The sequence below is a fragment of the Arthrobacter sp. 210 2 genome (genome assembly GCF_059093025.1).
This window is the reverse complement of the sequence record NZ_JBNHIE010000002.1, coordinates 418,660-434,479: the sequence shown is the minus strand read 5'-3', so window position 1 is coordinate 434,479 and position 15,820 is coordinate 418,660. Positions and strand designations below refer to the sequence as shown.

Genomic DNA, 15,820 nt, shown 5'->3' with positions numbered 1-15,820 from the left:
TGCCCCGGCGCCCAGTCTGGGCTACCGGCTGAACTTCCGCAGCCACCTGTTCCCCGGCAAAGGCTCAGCCACTGCCCCGATGGCATCTTCAGCCTGCAGGACAACGTCCTCCAGCGGCTCCACAACAATGCTCACGGGCGGCAGGACGGCCTCATCAGCAGGTTCTTTCTCCAGGCCGGATGCAGGGCCGCCGCCGCCCGGCTGCCGCTGCCCGCCTTCTCCTGGGGTGGCAGTCCCGGCGGCAGGGTTGCGCCGTCCGGGTTCCTGCCCGCCGGCAAGGGCACGTGGAGCTTTTCCTGCCTCACCGGAGGCCACGGCCGACGGGCGGGGTTCCGCTGCCTGCTGCGGCCCGGGTGCGGGGTCCTGCTGCAGATGATGGCTGTCAGCAGGACCGGGTCCTGCTGACACCGGTTCCGCGGCAGGCTGCCCTGCGCCGGGACCGTCCACGCCATCCGGGTCATCCGGCTGCACCAGTCCGGCGGCGGCCTGTCCTTGGATGGTCCAGGACGGTGACCAGTTTTCCAGCAGCTGCTGAACAGAGTGGCTGCCTCCGTCGGGAGCGGGTGAACTGGCAGCGACTCCTCCTATCCCGGTGCCCATGCCGGCAAGCAGGGCAAGGCCCAGGACAGTTGGCCGGTGCCGGCGCAACCGCCGCCGCAGCGCCAGCTCATCGCCGGCAGCATCCTGGACATCCTTCAGCACGTTTAAGCCCGCTGCCGCAGGTTCCACGGCTTCCGTCGCGGAACCCGCCATCAACCGGGCAAGCGGGCCGGAGGGAGCGGGCACGGGAAGGGACGCCAAAGATCCGAGTGAAAGGAGGATGCTACGGAGATCGGAATCGCCGGCCTGGCCAGCGTCACTGAGCATGTCATCCACCAGGTGGTGCAGGCTGTCCGGGGAGCGCGTCATGGTGTGAGGTACTCCTTCACGCCGGACAGCTCCCGCAGCTTGAGGAGCGCGCGCCGCTGAAGCTGCTTCACGGCCCCCGCCGTTTTGCCCATGGCCTCGGCCGCCTGCTCAACGGTGAGCCCGGCCACCAGGCGAAGCGACAGCACTTCCCGCTGGTCACCGGGAAGTCCGTCCAGCAGCCGGAGGACCTCCTGCGGGGAGATGCGCTCCAGCGCCACGTCTTCGGCCGATGAGTCTTCCCGCCGGTCCAGTTCGGGCTCGAACGGCAGTTTTGCGGGGGTGCGGTTCTGCCGGCGGTGGTCATCGACCATGCGGGCGTGGGCTACAGAGAAAATAAATGTGCGAAGTCCTGCGGCACCACCGTGCATAGTGGCAAACCGGGGCAGGACGGAGAGGAACACCTCCTGCATTGCCGCCTCCGGATCCTCGACTCCCCGGGCTGTGAGATAGCCCAGAACCTGTGATGCATACGTCCGGTAGACGAGGCTGAACACGTCAGCCTGGCGGGATTCATCCCGCAAAGCCTCGTCGGTCAGTGCATCGGTCACGGACGTAGTGCTTCCAGTCAAAGAGGGGTTTGTTTGCCCGGGAAGGCCTTCCACAGGGGTGGAACGGCTTTTCCCCGCATTACTTTACCCCTCGGTAACCACTGCGCCGGGACCGCCACGGGCGTCACCGGTTCCGGCATGAGGCAGCTGCCCCTGCCACCGGATCAATGAAAGAGCCGGTCTGGAACGTGATGGGGGACAAGTTCCAGACCGGCGCTACATAGGGGTAATCGCTGACGACGGCGAAAGGGTTACGCGTTCCTGAAAAAACTTTCCAAAACTTTTTGGAGGAGGTTCAGCGGGCCGCGGCCGGGATCCAGCGCGGTGCACTCCCCTGCCGGCGCGGTTCCTTGGCGATCGTAAAAGCGTGCACCCTGGCGGGGACGCGCTGGTCATCGCAGTCAGCCTGGGGCCTCATTGGAGCAACAGCGGGAGCCGCGGCGGAGCTCCTGGTTACTGCCCCGGCAGGGCAGAGATCGGTGACCAGACCGGTACCTGCGCATTCACGGACGGCGGCGATCCCGGCGGCGAGTGCGGACTTGTCCTCAAAAGGCCCGGACACCGCCATCACCGTGCCATCGGGGGCCAGAAGCCGGAACCTGAAAAACGAATCTGAGTCGACAAAAGCTTCGAACTTTCCGGCCATAAGAAATCCTTCCGGTCTGCGGGATCCTGCCCGGCGACATCCTTGTCGCCAGCTGGTCTGTGCGCGGTGCTGCGCATGTTCCCGCGGGTTTGGTCGAACGAATTGGTGATTGCATCACGTGGTGTTGATAAGTCTGTCGTCCAATGACGCAGCCTCACAAGACCAGCCGGGTTAACCCTATGTAAATTGCCATACTTTTGGGAAGACAAACGGCGGGCCACCCACTCGGGTGACCCGCCGTCGTCGTCCCCACCCACTCCCTAGCCTCGCAAGCTCGGCCAGGGAACCCTGCGGGCGTGGGCCCACACGTCAGTCGTTGATAAGGTCGTTCACCACGATGGTCTGGTCACGGTCCGGGCCCACGCCGATGGCGGAGAACCGCGTGCCGGACAGCTTTTCCAGGGCCAGCACGTAGTTGCGGGCGTTCTCGGGCAGGTCAGCAAGGGTGCGGGCACCCGTGATGTCCTCGGTCCAGCCTTCGAAGTATTCGAAGATGGGCTTGGCGTGGTGGAACTCGGTCTGCGTCATGGGCATCTCGTCATGGCGCACGCCGTCCACGTCGTAGGCCACGCACACGGGGATCTGCTCGATGCCGGTGAGGACGTCCAGCTTGGTGACGAAGTAGTCCGTGAAGCCGTTGACCCTGGATGCATGGCGGGCCAGGACGGCGTCGTACCAGCCGCAGCGGCGCGGGCGCCCGGTGTTGACGCCGAATTCCCCGCCGGTCTTCTGCAGGTACATGCCCATCTCGTCGAAAAGCTCGGTGGGGAACGGACCGGCGCCCACGCGTGTGGTGTACGCCTTGATGATGCCGATGGAGCGGGAAATGCGGGTTGGGCCGATGCCGGAACCCACCGAGGCGCCGCCGGCAGTGGGGTTGGAGGAGGTGACGAACGGGTAGGTTCCGTGGTCCACGTCCAGGAATGTTGCCTGGCCGCCTTCCATCAGGACCACCTTGCCCTCATCGAGTGCGGTGTTCAGGACCAGGGTGCTGTCGATGACCAGCGGACGGAGCCGCTCGGCGAAGGAGAGGAAGTACTCCACGATTTCCTCCACCAGGACGCTGCGGCGGTTGTAGACCTTCACCAGCAGTTCGTTCTTCTGGCGCAGGGAGCCCTCCACCTTCTGGCGGAGGATGGACTCGTCAAAGACGTCCTGCACGCGGATGCCCAGCCGGGCCACTTTATCCATGTAGGCCGGGCCGATGCCGCGGCCGGTGGTTCCGATGGCGCGGCTTCCCAGGAACCGCTCGGTCACCTTGTCCAGGACCTGGTGGTACGGGGCCACGAGGTGGGCGTTCGCGGAAACCCGGAGCTTGGAGGTGTCTGCGCCGCGGGCCTGCAGTCCTTCGATTTCCTGGAAGAGCGCTTCGAGGTTCACCACGCAGCCGTTGCCGATAATGGGAACCGCGTTGGGGCTGAGAATGCCTGCCGGCAGCAGCTTGAGTTCGTACTTTTCACCGCCTACGACGACGGTGTGCCCGGCGTTGTTGCCGCCGTTGGGCTTGACGACGTAGTCAACGCGGCCGCCCAGAAGGTCAGTGGCCTTGCCTTTTCCTTCGTCGCCCCACTGGGCTCCTACGATCACAATTGCTGGCATGGGATCCTCCCCCATTCGTTCGGGCTGCCCGGGTCCGGCCATGGAGGTGGCTTGCCCGGTGCGGCGCCGTTCATGAGAATGCCCCGAATGGACCGGCCGTCGCTGGTCCGCGGGACGGGGCAGCGATGCAAGAGTTCCGGGGCTCTTACCACCCAAGTTTAGCCGATGAGCGACTTTGTCCACTCGTTGGGCCGCCGCGGTCCTTCTTGCAGGGTAAAGGACTCCTGCAGGCAAGGACCGCGGCGGGTGGGCGTTATGGTTACTCGCCGTCGGCTTCCTCGCCCGGCCGGGACGTCTGGGTGGCAAGGCTGTCCCAGAAGGAGGTGTCGGCGTCGGCGATGGAGCCGTCCGCAATTGCTGCCGCGGTTGCAGTCAGCGTGGTCACGGTCTGCTGGATCAGGTAACCGTTGCTGCGCAGGCCCAGGGCGACGCCGTCCGCGTAGTGGTCGGACATGCCACGCATTTCGAAGAGCAAGGTTGCGATATCGTACTCAACGGCAATCCCATTGCGGCTGATGGTTTCGGCGCTGCCACCCACATACTTGCCCAGGTGGCCCCAGCCGGTGGAGTCGACGTTGTTAAAAACCACGGCGCCCAGCTGCTTGGACTTTTCCACCACGGCAGGATCGGCGTTGGGTGTGGTGGGGTACAGGATGGACCCCGAGACCAGCTTTCCGTCGCGTTCGCTGCGTGTGCCCTGGTGGTGCAGGTCGATCATGTAGTCCACCGTGTATTTGCGCATCACATTGTTGTGCAGCGCCTGGGTTTCCGGCTGGACCTTGTCTACGTGGTCGCGGTTGAGGTCCACTTCCTCGGCGTTGTAGCGGGTCATGTTCCGGTCGCCCTTGGCCAGGTAGTCATCCAGCGGGAAGTTCACGTCCCCCATGGCGCCGTCCGCGTTGAGCATTGGAACGATCAGGATGTTCACACCGTCCAGGATGTCCTCCGACTTGCCCGTCCCGAGGTGCTTGACGAATTCCAGGGCGCCCTCGGTGGTGAGCTGCTCATTGCCGTGCTGCTGCGTGAGGTACAGGATGGTGGGTTTCGCCGGGTCCGAAATGTACTTGACCAGGTGGATGTCGCGTCCCTTGACGGTCTGCCCGATGACCTCAAGCTCCATGGCGGACTGGCGGGCATCCTGGTCCTTCAGGAAGGAAACCATCTGGTCATAGGTGGCCAGCTTCGAGGTGGTGATTTGGCCGTTGCCGTCGTAGTTGGGACCTTCGCCCACCGAATGGGCGAGCGGTGCGGGTCCTGCCACAACGGCAAGAGCAAGGGCTCCGGCGGCCAGGGTCCTGAAAGTTGCCAGGGTTTTTCTCACGGTGCGTTACCTCTTTCGAGTGCATTAGGTGCGTCCAGCCCGCTATGTCCCCCATTGCCGGCTGTGACATCAGCCAACCGTGCTGGACAAAACCTGTCAATGGACATGACGGTTATCCGCACCCAGTTATTACGAATCGAAAGCTGTCAACGCGGCGCGACATATGGCGAAGCGAATTTGCTCCCGCCCGCAGTGCTGGATTTAAGTGAGAGTGAACCATCCGGAGCGGCCAAGAGACCTGGCTCAATGACGCCGCAGCAACCCGTCAGGGCAGGACGTCCTGCCCGCAGAAGGTGCTACTGCCAGGACCGATGGAAAGGAAAAATCCAGCATGTCCCTGAATACCGACCACATCCGCGTTACCCACGCAGGTTCCTTGCCGCGCACGCCCGAGCTTATCGCCGCCAACGCGGCGCGCGAGGAAAACCCGGCCGACGTGGAGGGATACAACGAACTCCTCACCGCTTCCGTTGTGGACCTGGTCCAGCGTCAGCAAAGCCTGGGCATCGATATTCCGAACGACGGCGAGTACGGCCACGCGATGTCCGCCGCTGTGGACTACGGCGCATGGTGGTCCTACTCATTTGCCCGGATGGGTGGCCTGGAACTGGACAATGACGCCACATGGGCCGTTGAACCGAAGGAATCCACCCCCGGCAACGTCCAGCTGACGGGATTCATCCACCGCCGCGACCGCGTCCTTTTTGCCGAGGCCTACAACGATCCCACCAGCGGCATCTTCACCGGCGGCGCGAAGCCGTTCCCGAAGGTCACGGGACCGCTGGTGTACACGGGCCAGGAGGCGGTGGCCTCGGACATCGCCAACCTCAAGGCGGGCCTTGCCGCAACCGGATTGAAGGAAGGATTCGTGGCAGCGCTCTCCCCCGGCAGCGCATCACGGATCACCAACGAGTACTACGCCACGGAGGAGGAGTATATCTACGCCTGCGCGGACGTACTCCGCGAGGAGTACAAGGCCATCGTGGACGCCGGCCTCACGTTGCAGATCGATGATCCCTCCATTGCTGAGAACTGGGACCAGATCAGTCCGGAACCCACCGTTGAGGACTACCTCAAATTCACGCAGATCCGGGTGGAAGCGCTGAACTACGCCCTCCGCGGCCTTCCCGAGGAGCAGGTGCGCTTCCACCTCTGCTGGGGCTCCTGGCACGGCCCCCACACCACCGACCTCCCGTTCGCGGACCTGGTGGACACAATGCTGCAGATCAACGCCGGCGGGTACTCCTTTGAGGCCGCCAATGTCCGCCACGAACACGAGTGGCGGGTGTGGGAGGACACCAAGCTTCCCGAGGGCAAGGTCATCATCCCCGGCATCGTCTCGCACGCCACCAACGTGGTGGAGCACCCGGACCTCGTGGCAGACCGCATCGTCCGTTTCGCCGAGGTAGTTGGCCGCCAGAACGTCATTGCGTCCACGGACTGCGGCCTGGGCGGGCGCGTCCACCCCCAGATCGCCGTCGCCAAGCTTGAAGCACTGGGAGAAGGCGCCCGCCGGGCAACCAAGCGGCTCTGGTAACAGCCGCCCCTTCTCCGCCAGCCAGGACCGCCGGTTCCCTGCTCCACAGTATTGGATGCAGGGGACCGGCGTTTCGTTTCTCCGGGCTTGCTAAACTGGAACAGGCCGACCCGGAATCGGTCCACCCCATCTCAACCGCCGCTCATGTGTGGCGCCTTCGTGCGCCCATATCCGCCGGCGGCAGCACCGCCAATCCCCGCAGGAGATCCAGCACTACATGACAGCCCTGGCCCCCGAATCTTTCCATGAGCAGCTCCTGAGCCGCCGCTACGAACCCAATGTTGCCGCCGTCAATGAACTGTGCGATTCCCTGCAGGAGACCCGGCCCGGCACGGTAGTGCCCTACGTCGACCCCATGCATGACGTGGACGAATGCCGCATTATCAGCCTCTTCTCGAACATCGGAGGGGCCGACGAGTCCGGCTTCATCACCCCGGGAGACCAGGACGCCGCTACCCGGATGCTCGGCATCCAGTGGAAGCTGGGCCTTCGCCCCGAGTTTGTCATGCCCTGGAACGTGCATCCCTGGCATGTCCCGGGCGAGGTCAACGGGAAGTTCACCCCGGACCAGATCCAGGCCGGCCTCAAGCCGCTGCTGAAGTTCCTGGCGCTGGTCCCGCGCGCCTCGGTGATCGTGGCCCACGGCACCGAAGCCAACCGCCTGGCCAACCTGCTGCTGAAGACCGAGGTGCCGCTGCTCTGGCGCCGCGGCCTGAAGACCTACAAGGTGCGGTCCCTGAGCGGACGCGCTTTCGCCGGTTCCCCGGCCCGCCAGGAGGAGTACCTCGAGGACATGCGCGTGGCCTACGCCGACGCCATGGCCCGCACCGGCCTCCAGAAGTCATAGGCATCAGACTGAGCCTGACCTCCGGTGATTGAGCCTGTCGAAATCAGGTTTCGGCAGGCTCAACCATCGGGCAGTACGACGGCGGGCGGTCACTTTTCGTGTGGAAGGTGACCGCCCGCCGTCGTACTTTAAACGCAACGCAAGGTCACTTTCGGCCCAGTCCGGTGCCCGGAGAGGGCTAAAAGTGACCCCGCGTTGCTTCTGCTACTTGCCTTCGATGGCTGCCTTGGCAGTGGGGTCCGAGTCGTTCAGGAACTTCTCGATCCGCTCCGGTTCCTCCGCCTCGCCGATCGCGGCCGCGGCACGGCCCAGCGAGTACAGCGCACGGAGGAAGCCACGGTTGGGCCCGTGCTCCCACGGGATGGGCCCCACGCCGCGCCAGCCGTTGCGGCGCAGCGAGTCCAGGCCGCGGTGGTAGCCCACACGTGAGTAGGCGTAGGAATCGATGGTGCGTCCCTCAGCCCAGGCCTCTTCCGCCAGCACGGCCCACAGCAGCGAGGAGGTGGGGTGCTTTTCCACGAGGTCCAGGGCTTCCTGGCCTGCTTCCAGCTGCTGGTAGACCTCGGTCTCGGCAGGCAGGAGCGTGGGCTCGGGGCCCATCAGGTTCTTGCGGAACTCGTCTGACATTCCTAGAAGGTCTTTCCGGCCGAGCCGAGCTGCTTGGTGGCTTCCACGACGCGGGCTGCGAGGCCGGCTTCGGCGGAGGCGCCCCAGACGCGGGGGTCGTAGGTCTTCTTGTTGCCCACTTCGCCGTCCACCTTCAGGACACCGTCGTAGTTGCGGAACATGTGGTCCGCCACGGGGCGGGTGTAGGCGTACTGGGTGTCGGTGTCGATGTTCATCTTGATGGTGCCGTAGGACACGGCGTCGGCGATTTCCTGGTCCGAGGAGCCGGAGCCGCCGTGGAACACCAGGTCGAACGGGCTGTCCTTGCCGATCTTGGCGCCCACCTGGGCCTGGATGTCCTTGAGGATCTCCGGGCGAAGCTTGACGCCGCCGGGCTTGTATACGCCGTGGACGTTGCCGAAGGTCAGCGCGGTGATGTAGCGGCCGTTCTCCCCGGAGCCGAGGGCCTCAACGGTGGCCAGGGCGTCTTCGACGGTGGTGTACAGCTTTTCGTTGATCTCGTTCTCGACGCCGTCCTCTTCGCCGCCCACGGTGCCGATCTCAACCTCGAGGATCATCTTGGCCGCCGCGGTGCGCTCCAGCAGTTCGCGGGCGATCCGCAGGTTCTCCTGCAGGGTTTCGGCGGAGCCGTCCCACATGTGGGAGTTGAACAGCGGGTTCCGGCCGGCCTTGACCTCAGCCTCGGATGCGGCCAGCAGCGGCAGGACGAAACCGTCCAGCTTGTCCTTGGGGCAGTGGTCGGTGTGCAGGGCGATGTTGACGTTGTAGTTCTTCGCCACTTCGCGGGCGAACGCGGCGAAGCCCAGGGAACCGGCCACCATGTCCTTGGTGGAGGCGCCGGACCAGTACGCGGCGCCGCCGGTGGAGACCTGGACGATGCCGTCGGACTCAGCCTCCGCGAAACCGCGCAGCGCGGCGTTCAGAGTCTGGGAGGACGTCACGTTCACGGCCGGGAACGCGAAGCCGCCTGCCTTCGCGCGGTCGATCATCTCGGAGTAGATCTCTGGGGTTGCAATGGGCATGCTGACTCCTATGCTGAGTTTTGTCTGTGGGGCTGGTAACCCGTAGACCGCTGTACGGCTAGGCACCATCCTAGTCATTACCGCACTGGGTGTGCTCCTGGTTACGCCCCGCCCGCACCCTCGCCCCGCAAGCTCGGCCAGGGAACCCTGCGGGCGTGCGCCCACCGCCCGGCCGGGCCTGGGCTTACTCGAGATGGCAGTTCACGGCAATGACGGGCCGCGCGTCTGCCGTTAACTGTCATCTCGCGTCCAGCCCCGGCTTTGCAGTGCCCGCCGGACCCTGGGTACGACGGCGGGATGGTCACCTTCGAGATGATGTTTGCCGATCCTGACCTCCAGCCAGCCGTGGATCTCGGTCCGGTCCTGCCGATTGATATCCCTCAAATGCTGTTCCGTGCCGGCATGATGTCCGCCGTCGTACTGCAACGCGATACCCCAGCGCGGATAGGCCGCATCCGGCCACAGGACCGGGACGCCCCGGCTGTCAAACAACACCTGGTTCAGGACGGGTTCGGGCAGGCCTGCATCAACGAGCGCGAGGCGCATCCTGGTCTCAGGGACCGAGTCGCTGCCCACGCGGACCAGCTCAACTGCCTCCCGTGCTGAACGGATACCCCGCATGCCACGGTGCCGCCCGATAACATCGCGCAAGTCATCGATACTGCATATAGCGGCCCTGGGCATCGGAAATGCAGGCCCGTGGCAGCAGACCAAATAGTCGCCAACGGCTACCAACTCCTCCACGGTCAGCAGACCAGCTAGGTCCAGCCACGTCCGCGCAGGCGACGTGAGCCGGACGCCGTCGTACTCCAGCACCTCGTCCGGGAAGAATGTCAGCACGTGTCCAACCACGTTGGCGCGGCGCGGGAAGCTGAAGCCCCGCCGCCGGGCAAGGTGGATCCGCCAATCGCCGCTGTGCGTGGCGGGCAGCGGCGCACTCCAGACGCGGGCGGCCGACAACGACGTGAGGATGGAGGTGTCGTCAAGGTCCGTGTAGGCACGCAAAGCTGCTGATCCCGTGGCGCCCGATTGCACCGGCACCCGGATACCCCGTGAAACCGTCATCAGGTCCTTTGCCGCCGTGCGGGTACGTGTGACTCCGGCCTTGTCCGAGGCCCGAAGGGAAAATGAACCATTGTTCAAATGGTCGGGAAGGATGGCCCTGCGCATCCCTCATTCTGGCTCGTTCACGGAGCCAGGATAGGAGTTATCCACAGCCTGGGTGCCCTCCGCCCCGCGAGATGGCACTTAACGGCAGTTCCGGCCGCTTGGACTGCCGTTAAGTGCCATCTCGCGGGAAGGGGCGGTACTAGGTGAGCTGGTTGAAGACGTGCCGCCGCACCCAGGCGTGCATGGCGATCGCGGCGGCGGACGCTGCATTGATGGACCGGGTGGAGCCGAACTGTTCGATGGACAGGGTGGCGACCGCCGCCTCGTGGACCTCCGGCGTGAGCCCGGGACCTTCCTGGCCGAACACCAGCACACAGTCCTTCGGCAGCTCGTACGTCTCCAGCGGGACGGAGTCCGGAAAGATGTCGATCCCGATGATGGCCAGCCCTTCCCCCCGCGCCCACTCGACAAAGTCGGCAACGGTGGGGTGGTGCCGGACGTGCTGGTAGCGGTCGGTGACCATGGCCCCGCGGCGGTTCCACCGCCGTCGGCCGATGATGTGGACCTCCTTGGCGAGGAACGCGTTGGCGGTGCGCACCACCGTGCCGATATTGAGGTCGTGCTGCCAGTTTTCGATGGCCACGTGGAAGTTGTGGCGCCGGGAGTCCAGCTCCGCCACGATCGCCTCGTGCTTCCAGTACCGGTACTTGTCCAGGACGTTGCGCCGGTCGCCGTCGGCCAGGAGGTCGGGATCCCAGTGGTCGCCTTCCGGCAGTTCCCCTTCCCAGGGCCCGACGCCGACCTCCGCCTTGGGCGCGGAGTCCTCCCCCGGCGCTGCCTCGCCGGACGGCGGATCGGACGGCGGCGGAGTCTGGGGCTGGTCAGTCACGCTTCAACTTTAGCCGCGGGTCAGCCGTCCAGTTTCCAGCGGTTGGCGCGGTAGGAGTTGGAGATCTGCTCCAGCAGGTCCGGGTGTTCGTTCCAGTACGTCTCGTGGCCGCTGACGCCCACCATCTGCGGAGTTCCCCACGGGGTGACGCTGAACAGGTTCACGGCCCGGATGGTTTCGCCGCGGGCGTTGGTGCAGGTAAAACCGATGACGACGGCGGCCGTCCGGCGGAATTCGCGGGTCTCGGGAGTGGTGGTTTTGAAGTTGCCCGTGCATTTGTGGCCCACCAGGTGCTGCGGCAGGTCGGCTGCGGGCATGGCGGCGAACTTCGCCTGGATCTCCGCTATGGCCGCCTGCACCTTCCCGGGTTCCTTGCCGTATTTGCCTTCCTCGGCTTCGGCGAAGAACGCGTAGGCCAGGGCGATGCCGTCGCCGTCGCGCTCCTCCGTGCCCTGGGCTTTCTGCTGCATGGGCGTACCGGTGGTGGGATCCGTGGTAATTCCGAAGGTGTCATCGGCGGTCCAGGATGTGAGGTACTGGAAGGAGGACTCTCCTGTGACAAAGCGGCTGAACAGCGGATCGCCCTCGGCGGGGATGTTGGCCGGCCCCTGCAGGTCCGCCCAGCCCGGGGGAAGGGGAATGGCGCCGGCCGGCACATCGTCCGCAGCCTGGCCGGATGGTGCAGCCGATTCTTCACCCGCTGGGCTTTCCTCCGGCGCCGGGGACGACGCCCCCGCGGACGGGGAATCTGCGGCCCGCGGCGCGGTGAACACCGGGACCACCCACACAAAAACGGCGACGAGCGCGGCTATGACGGCTGCCGCAACTGCCCCCAGGACGATGAACAGCGTCTTGTTGTTGCGGGGCGGCTCGTGCTGCGGCTGCTGCGGGGCACCAGGTTGCGGGTACTGCTGCCCGGGGTACTGCGGGCCGGAATACTGCTGGTTGGGGTGCTGGCCGGGAAGCGGCGGCGGCGCGTAGGCCCCGGCGGCATCCCTGGGCGGTGGCGGGGCACTGTAGTTGCTGTTGCTCATGGCAGTCCCTTTCAGGTGCTGGTGGCAGCCTGCGGTTCCCGCACGGTGCCAGGTGGTCTCTGTTCAAAGGGACGTGCTGGCGCGTGCCGGCGCAACAAACACTGCGGACATCCCCGGATCCGCAGCCGCTGGCACCTTGGTGCCAGCTAAGAGCCTAGTGGACCGGGCAGCCAGGCTGGCCGCCGGGCCCTTCCCTCCAGGGGTCCAGGTTGTTCGGGCAGAAGGATGAAAGACTGGGAGCCGCAACCGGCAGATGAACCTGGAGGAGAAAACATGGCAGAAGCGGACACGGTCAAGGGAAACCCGGCGGTCTACCGCAGCGGCCAGGACATCGAGTGCTGGCTGACGGACATGGACGGTGTGCTGGTCCACGAGAACCAGGCGGTGCCCGGGGCCGCGGAGCTCATCCAGCGGTGGGTTGACACGTCCAAGCGGTTCCTCGTGCTGACCAACAACTCCATCTTCACTCCGCGTGACCTTGCCGCCCGGCTCCGCGCTTCCGGACTGGAAGTACCGGAGGAGAACATCTGGACCTCCGCCCTGGCCACCGCCCAGTTCCTGAAGGACCAGGTGCAGGGTTCAGGATCGGGCAACCGCGCCTACACAATCGGCGAGGCAGGACTGACGACGGCGCTGCATGAGGCAGGCTTCATCCTCACCGACCAGGACCCGGACTTCGTGGTGCTCGGCGAAACACGCACGTATTCCTTCGAGGCCATCACCACCGCCATCCGCCTCATCCTGGCCGGCGCCCGCTTCATTGCCACCAACCCGGATGCCACCGGCCCGTCGAAGGACGGCCCCCTGCCCGCCACCGGTGCCATCGCCGCGCTGATCACCAAGGCCACGGACCGGGAGCCCTATGTGGTGGGCAAGCCCAACCCCATGATGTTCCGCTCCGCCATGAACCAGATTGATGCGCATTCCGAGACCACCGCCATGATCGGTGACCGGATGGACACGGACATCATCGCCGGCATGGAGGCCGGGCTGCATACGGTCCTGGTCCTGACCGGCATCACCCGGCGCGAGGACATCGGTGCCTACCCGTTCCGGCCCAACCAGGTCCTGAATTCCGTGGCGGACCTGAAGAACCAGATCTAGAACACGGTCACCCTGGAGCCGCCGCGGGGCAGGGGGAAGAACCCGTCCAGCAGTTCGTCCAGTATTGGCCGGTAGATGTTGGGGTTCCAGCCCGGGCTCGCATGCGCCGGGGCGGCACCTGTGGTCTGCAGGTCCGTCGACACGATGTTGTCCTTGAACGCCACGGCCCAGGCTTCGGCTGCCGTCTGGTAGCGGACGGTCCGGTCCCGGGGATTGCCGACGTAGGCCATCTTGGCCGTGCCGATCTTGCCCGCGAACCGGGCACCTTCGAAGTGGTAGATGTACGCGGACTCCGTCTGGACGAGCACGCTGGACGGAGCGATCGGGGACAGCTGTTCCATCGTCTGGTCCAGGATCTGGCGCCAGCTGCGTTCATCCTTGTGGATGACCCGTTCGCCCAGCTCGTAGCCGCCGCGGAGGGTGGACGGGAACCGGAATCCGCGCTCGTAAAGGAACACCACGCCGTCGAACCAGCTCTGGTCCAGGACATCGTGCTTGCTGTAGGGGCTGGAGTCGAGCACGATGAACTTCACCTCCACACCGTGGATCTCCAGCAGCCGGGCGGCCACCTGGGTTGCGACCATCCCGCCGAAACTGTGCCCGTAGAAGAACAGCTTGGTGATCTTCTGGGCACGGACGTGCTCGATCAGGGCGATCACGATGCTGTCGATGTCCAGCCCCTGGTTGGAGTAGCCGACGGCGGCCAGCCTGGCCCGCTTGTTCAGGGACCCGCGCAGTGAGTTGAGGATCCACTGCGCTTCCTCCCAGCTGGTCTTGTAGCCCGGGAACAGGAACCAGCTGGCGTCCGGGTAGTAGAGGTCTGCGAAACCATCCGAAACGGCCAGGATCCTGTCCGTCCGGCGCTGCGACTGGACCTGCCGGGTGAGCAGCATGTCTGCGGCCAGCAGACCGGAGGCGCTGGCTCCGGTGAGGAAACCGCGCCGTGAAAACTGTTTCAGGGCAGCAGCTTCCGCCAGCAGCCGGGCAGCGGAACTCCCGCGCCGGTTCTGCGGATTTACGTCCCCCTCATACGGCACACCTCTACCGTAGGCACAACTGAAGACACCGCCGCAAGAAGCGGGGTGTAACCATTCAGTGACGCCGCGTCAGCTGGCTGCCTGATCCTCCGCTGCCGGGAATGGTGTTTCGGGTTCCTGCCGGCGCCTCGAGAGTTCCTGGCCAATGTCGTTGTAGCGGCCCAGCAAATCGGCGCCGGCGAAGGCTTTCGGATTGTCCAGCATGGCAAACAGCGAGTCGCTGGCCGCCAGGAGTTCCTCGTCCGTGTACTCCGCCAGCGGCCGGCCGAAAATTTCCTCCAACGGTTCAGCCGGCGCGGCGGGGAACGCATCGTGCCCGGTCCCCAGGAGGGCAACGTCGTCGTCAACGATGACAAGGGGCTGCACGCGGGATTCGCCCGTGTCTGAGGGGGACGTCCAGCCGTCAGTGGCGGGGGTGAGGTGAAGCGACACGCCGGCACCGTGCAGGGCCGGCAGCGTGGAATCCATGGCGTTGAGGTCTGTCCGGAGCCCGGCCAGGGCAGAGGACTCCACCAGCACGGCGTTGGAGAGGTCCACCCTGACGTGGGAACGGATACCCATGCGCCTGACCCGCCGGATGATGTGCATGAGGTCGGGGCGCGATTCGTGGTTCAGGCTCCCCCGGACGTCGATCCAGACGGTATCGGCGGGGACATCGAGGTTAACGATGGCATTCAGTGCGCGGTCCATAGGTACTCCAAAAAAGGGTGTCTATGGCCGACGGCTCAACCTCGGCAAGCGTATCCTCCAGCGGGAGCGGGCACAACCCGTCCGTCAGGCCGTCTGGTCCGATTGCCTCTGGCCGGGTTCCTGGTAGTGGGTCCGGGTGCCCGTGCCGCCCACGGAATCCACCAGCGATTTGGCGATGTCCCGCAGCTTGGTGTTGCTGTTGCTGGACGCCTCGGTGAGGATGTTCACCGCGGACTCCTGGCTGCACCGGTTCTGGGCCATCACGATGCCTACGGCAATATCGATGATGGTCCGGGACTCGAGGGTTGCGCGCAGGTTCGCGGCACTGTCCGTGTGCAGCGAGAACCGCACCGCCAGCCGCAGGGCCTGCGAAATTTCCCGGGTGTAGCCACGGGCCCTCGCGGTGGCACGCTCGTCGAATTTGCGCGGGACGTCCGAGTACAGGTTCAGTGCCGCTTTGGCGTCGCCCTGGAGGTTGAAGGGCAGGGAAAGCACCGACCGGAGGCCGTGCGAGGCCACCGCGTTCGCGTAATCCGGGCCCCAACGGTTCTCCTCGAAAAGGTCCGGAACGTGGACTTCGCGTTCCTCCTTGGCCGCCGTCAGGCACGGCCCCTGGGACAGGGAGTACTGGATCTCGTCCACTTCCCGGGCGGAGTCGCTGCTCCAGCCGATGGTCGCGGCCTTGCGGTCGCGGAGCAGGGTGATGCCGCAGAGGGCGTCCTCTCCGTCGCCTGCCATCTGGTGTGCCGAGAAGCGCGCCAGCTCGTTGAGGAAGTCCTCGAAATCGGCGCTGTCCAGGATGAGGTTCTGGACCTGGTCCGTGGTGCTCAGAGGTTTTTCGGGGGTGAGCATGGGCAGGTTCTCCAACGGGTACTAAAGGGGGTTAACGCAAATAATAGG

16 protein-coding genes and 1 riboswitch are annotated in these 15,820 nt (G+C 65.3%); of the genes, 3 read left to right on the top strand and 13 right to left on the bottom strand.

All coding sequences use genetic code 11. The annotated features are described in order from the left end of the window. Positions 1 to 21 precede the first annotated feature (21 nt). From AC5RWA_RS06470 to AC5RWA_RS06450, 5 genes are all read right to left on the bottom strand, one after another. Entirely contained in the window at positions 22 to 909 is an 888-nt protein-coding gene (locus tag AC5RWA_RS06470; RefSeq protein WP_115526144.1) for a hypothetical protein, read from the bottom strand. Continuing rightward, positions 906 to 1,457 (bottom strand): RNA polymerase sigma factor, encoded by a 552-nt coding sequence (locus AC5RWA_RS06465; RefSeq protein ID WP_494056977.1) that lies wholly within the window; start codon positions 1,455 to 1,457, stop codon positions 906 to 908. The genes AC5RWA_RS06470 and AC5RWA_RS06465 overlap by 4 nt, the downstream gene beginning before the upstream one ends. A gap of 295 nt (positions 1,458 to 1,752) precedes the next feature. Beyond that, a complete protein-coding gene (locus AC5RWA_RS06460; RefSeq protein ID WP_079598166.1) occupies positions 1,753 to 2,103 on the bottom strand; it encodes a YegP family protein in 351 nt (116 codons plus the stop codon). Positions 2,104 to 2,412: 309 nt separating this feature from the next. Continuing rightward, positions 2,413 to 3,702, bottom strand: a complete 1,290-nt coding sequence (locus tag AC5RWA_RS06455) for an adenylosuccinate synthase (RefSeq protein WP_079598167.1) — start codon at positions 3,700 to 3,702, stop codon at positions 2,413 to 2,415. A gap of 259 nt (positions 3,703 to 3,961) precedes the next feature. Then, positions 3,962 to 5,023 (bottom strand): M14 family zinc carboxypeptidase, encoded by a 1,062-nt coding sequence (locus AC5RWA_RS06450; protein WP_494056976.1) that lies wholly within the window; start codon positions 5,021 to 5,023, stop codon positions 3,962 to 3,964. A gap of 213 nt (positions 5,024 to 5,236) precedes the next feature. Further along, positions 5,237 to 5,341: riboswitch (SAM riboswitch) on the top strand. 13 nt (positions 5,342 to 5,354) lie between these two features. Here AC5RWA_RS06450 and AC5RWA_RS06445 point away from each other — a divergent pair. Next, positions 5,355 to 6,560 carry a cobalamin-independent methionine synthase II family protein gene (locus AC5RWA_RS06445; protein ID WP_079598169.1) on the top strand — a complete coding sequence of 402 codons (1,206 nt, stop codon included), beginning with the start codon at positions 5,355 to 5,357 and terminating at the stop codon, positions 6,558 to 6,560. 217 nt (positions 6,561 to 6,777) lie between these two features. Next, positions 6,778 to 7,407, top strand: a complete 630-nt coding sequence (locus AC5RWA_RS06440) for a uracil-DNA glycosylase family protein (RefSeq protein WP_494056975.1) — start codon at positions 6,778 to 6,780, stop codon at positions 7,405 to 7,407. Positions 7,408 to 7,611: 204 nt separating this feature from the next. On the opposite strand, the gene AC5RWA_RS06435 is transcribed toward AC5RWA_RS06440, so the two are convergent. The 5 genes from AC5RWA_RS06435 to AC5RWA_RS06415 all read right to left on the bottom strand — a co-directional run bounded on the left by AC5RWA_RS06435 (position 7,612) and on the right by AC5RWA_RS06415 (position 12,089). Then, positions 7,612 to 8,034, bottom strand: a complete 423-nt coding sequence (locus tag AC5RWA_RS06435; RefSeq protein WP_079598171.1) for a DUF3151 domain-containing protein — start codon at positions 8,032 to 8,034, stop codon at positions 7,612 to 7,614. A 2-nt stretch (positions 8,035 to 8,036) separates the two neighbouring features. Further along, complete coding sequence (fbaA, locus tag AC5RWA_RS06430; RefSeq protein ID WP_050056496.1) at positions 8,037 to 9,056, bottom strand: class II fructose-bisphosphate aldolase; 1,020 nt, start codon at positions 9,054 to 9,056, stop codon at positions 8,037 to 8,039. 231 nt (positions 9,057 to 9,287) lie between these two features. Beyond that, the gene (locus tag AC5RWA_RS06425; RefSeq protein WP_494056974.1) at positions 9,288 to 10,121 is read right to left on the bottom strand and encodes a putative endonuclease domain-containing protein; all 834 of its coding nucleotides are present in this window, start codon (positions 10,119 to 10,121) and stop codon (positions 9,288 to 9,290) included. A gap of 244 nt (positions 10,122 to 10,365) precedes the next feature. Continuing rightward, entirely contained in the window at positions 10,366 to 11,055 is a 690-nt protein-coding gene (locus tag AC5RWA_RS06420; RefSeq protein ID WP_494056973.1) for a TrmH family RNA methyltransferase, read from the bottom strand. A 20-nt stretch (positions 11,056 to 11,075) separates the two neighbouring features. Further along, positions 11,076 to 12,089, bottom strand: a complete 1,014-nt coding sequence (locus tag AC5RWA_RS06415) for a hypothetical protein (protein ID WP_494056972.1) — start codon at positions 12,087 to 12,089, stop codon at positions 11,076 to 11,078. Positions 12,090 to 12,362: 273 nt separating this feature from the next. Here AC5RWA_RS06415 and AC5RWA_RS06410 point away from each other — a divergent pair, with 273 nt between their 5' ends. Continuing rightward, positions 12,363 to 13,193 carry an HAD-IIA family hydrolase gene (locus tag AC5RWA_RS06410; protein WP_104443630.1) on the top strand — a complete coding sequence of 277 codons (831 nt, stop codon included), beginning with the start codon at positions 12,363 to 12,365 and terminating at the stop codon, positions 13,191 to 13,193. Here AC5RWA_RS06410 and AC5RWA_RS06405 read toward each other — a convergent pair. The 3 genes from AC5RWA_RS06405 to AC5RWA_RS06395 all read right to left on the bottom strand — a co-directional run bounded on the left by AC5RWA_RS06405 (position 13,190) and on the right by AC5RWA_RS06395 (position 15,772). Then, the gene (locus tag AC5RWA_RS06405; protein WP_494056971.1) at positions 13,190 to 14,230 is read right to left on the bottom strand and encodes an alpha/beta fold hydrolase; all 1,041 of its coding nucleotides are present in this window, start codon (positions 14,228 to 14,230) and stop codon (positions 13,190 to 13,192) included. The two genes, AC5RWA_RS06410 and AC5RWA_RS06405, sit on opposite strands and share 4 nt — an antisense overlap. A gap of 69 nt (positions 14,231 to 14,299) precedes the next feature. Continuing rightward, complete coding sequence (locus AC5RWA_RS06400) at positions 14,300 to 14,920, bottom strand: hypothetical protein (protein WP_494056970.1); 621 nt, start codon at positions 14,918 to 14,920, stop codon at positions 14,300 to 14,302. An 84-nt stretch (positions 14,921 to 15,004) separates the two neighbouring features. After that, on the bottom strand, positions 15,005 to 15,772 hold the full coding sequence (locus tag AC5RWA_RS06395) for a GAF and ANTAR domain-containing protein (RefSeq protein WP_079598430.1): 768 nt from the start codon (positions 15,770 to 15,772) through the stop codon (positions 15,005 to 15,007). Positions 15,773 to 15,820 lie beyond the last annotated feature (48 nt).

Excerpts from the sequence above, each read along its gene's own strand:
- AC5RWA_RS06470 (WP_115526144.1), bottom strand. The coding sequence starts at position 909 with ATGACGCGCTCCCCGGACAGCCTGCACCACCTGGTGGATGACATGCTC.
- AC5RWA_RS06460 (WP_079598166.1), bottom strand. The coding sequence starts at position 2,103 with ATGGCCGGAAAGTTCGAAGCTTTTGTCGACTCAGATTCGTTTTTCAGG.
- AC5RWA_RS06455 (WP_079598167.1), bottom strand. The coding sequence starts at position 3,702 with ATGCCAGCAATTGTGATCGTAGGAGCCCAGTGGGGCGACGAAGGAAAA.
- AC5RWA_RS06445 (WP_079598169.1), top strand. The coding sequence starts at position 5,355 with ATGTCCCTGAATACCGACCACATCCGCGTTACCCACGCAGGTTCCTTG.
- AC5RWA_RS06440 (WP_494056975.1), top strand. The coding sequence starts at position 6,778 with ATGACAGCCCTGGCCCCCGAATCTTTCCATGAGCAGCTCCTGAGCCGC.
- AC5RWA_RS06435 (WP_079598171.1), bottom strand. The coding sequence starts at position 8,034 with ATGTCAGACGAGTTCCGCAAGAACCTGATGGGCCCCGAGCCCACGCTC.
- fbaA (WP_050056496.1), bottom strand. The coding sequence starts at position 9,056 with ATGCCCATTGCAACCCCAGAGATCTACTCCGAGATGATCGACCGCGCG.
- AC5RWA_RS06425 (WP_494056974.1), bottom strand. The coding sequence starts at position 10,121 with ATGACGGTTTCACGGGGTATCCGGGTGCCGGTGCAATCGGGCGCCACG.
- AC5RWA_RS06415 (WP_494056972.1), bottom strand. The coding sequence starts at position 12,089 with ATGAGCAACAGCAACTACAGTGCCCCGCCACCGCCCAGGGATGCCGCC.
- AC5RWA_RS06410 (WP_104443630.1), top strand. The coding sequence starts at position 12,363 with ATGGCAGAAGCGGACACGGTCAAGGGAAACCCGGCGGTCTACCGCAGC.
- AC5RWA_RS06400 (WP_494056970.1), bottom strand. The coding sequence starts at position 14,920 with ATGGACCGCGCACTGAATGCCATCGTTAACCTCGATGTCCCCGCCGAT.
- AC5RWA_RS06395 (WP_079598430.1), bottom strand. The coding sequence starts at position 15,772 with ATGCTCACCCCCGAAAAACCTCTGAGCACCACGGACCAGGTCCAGAAC.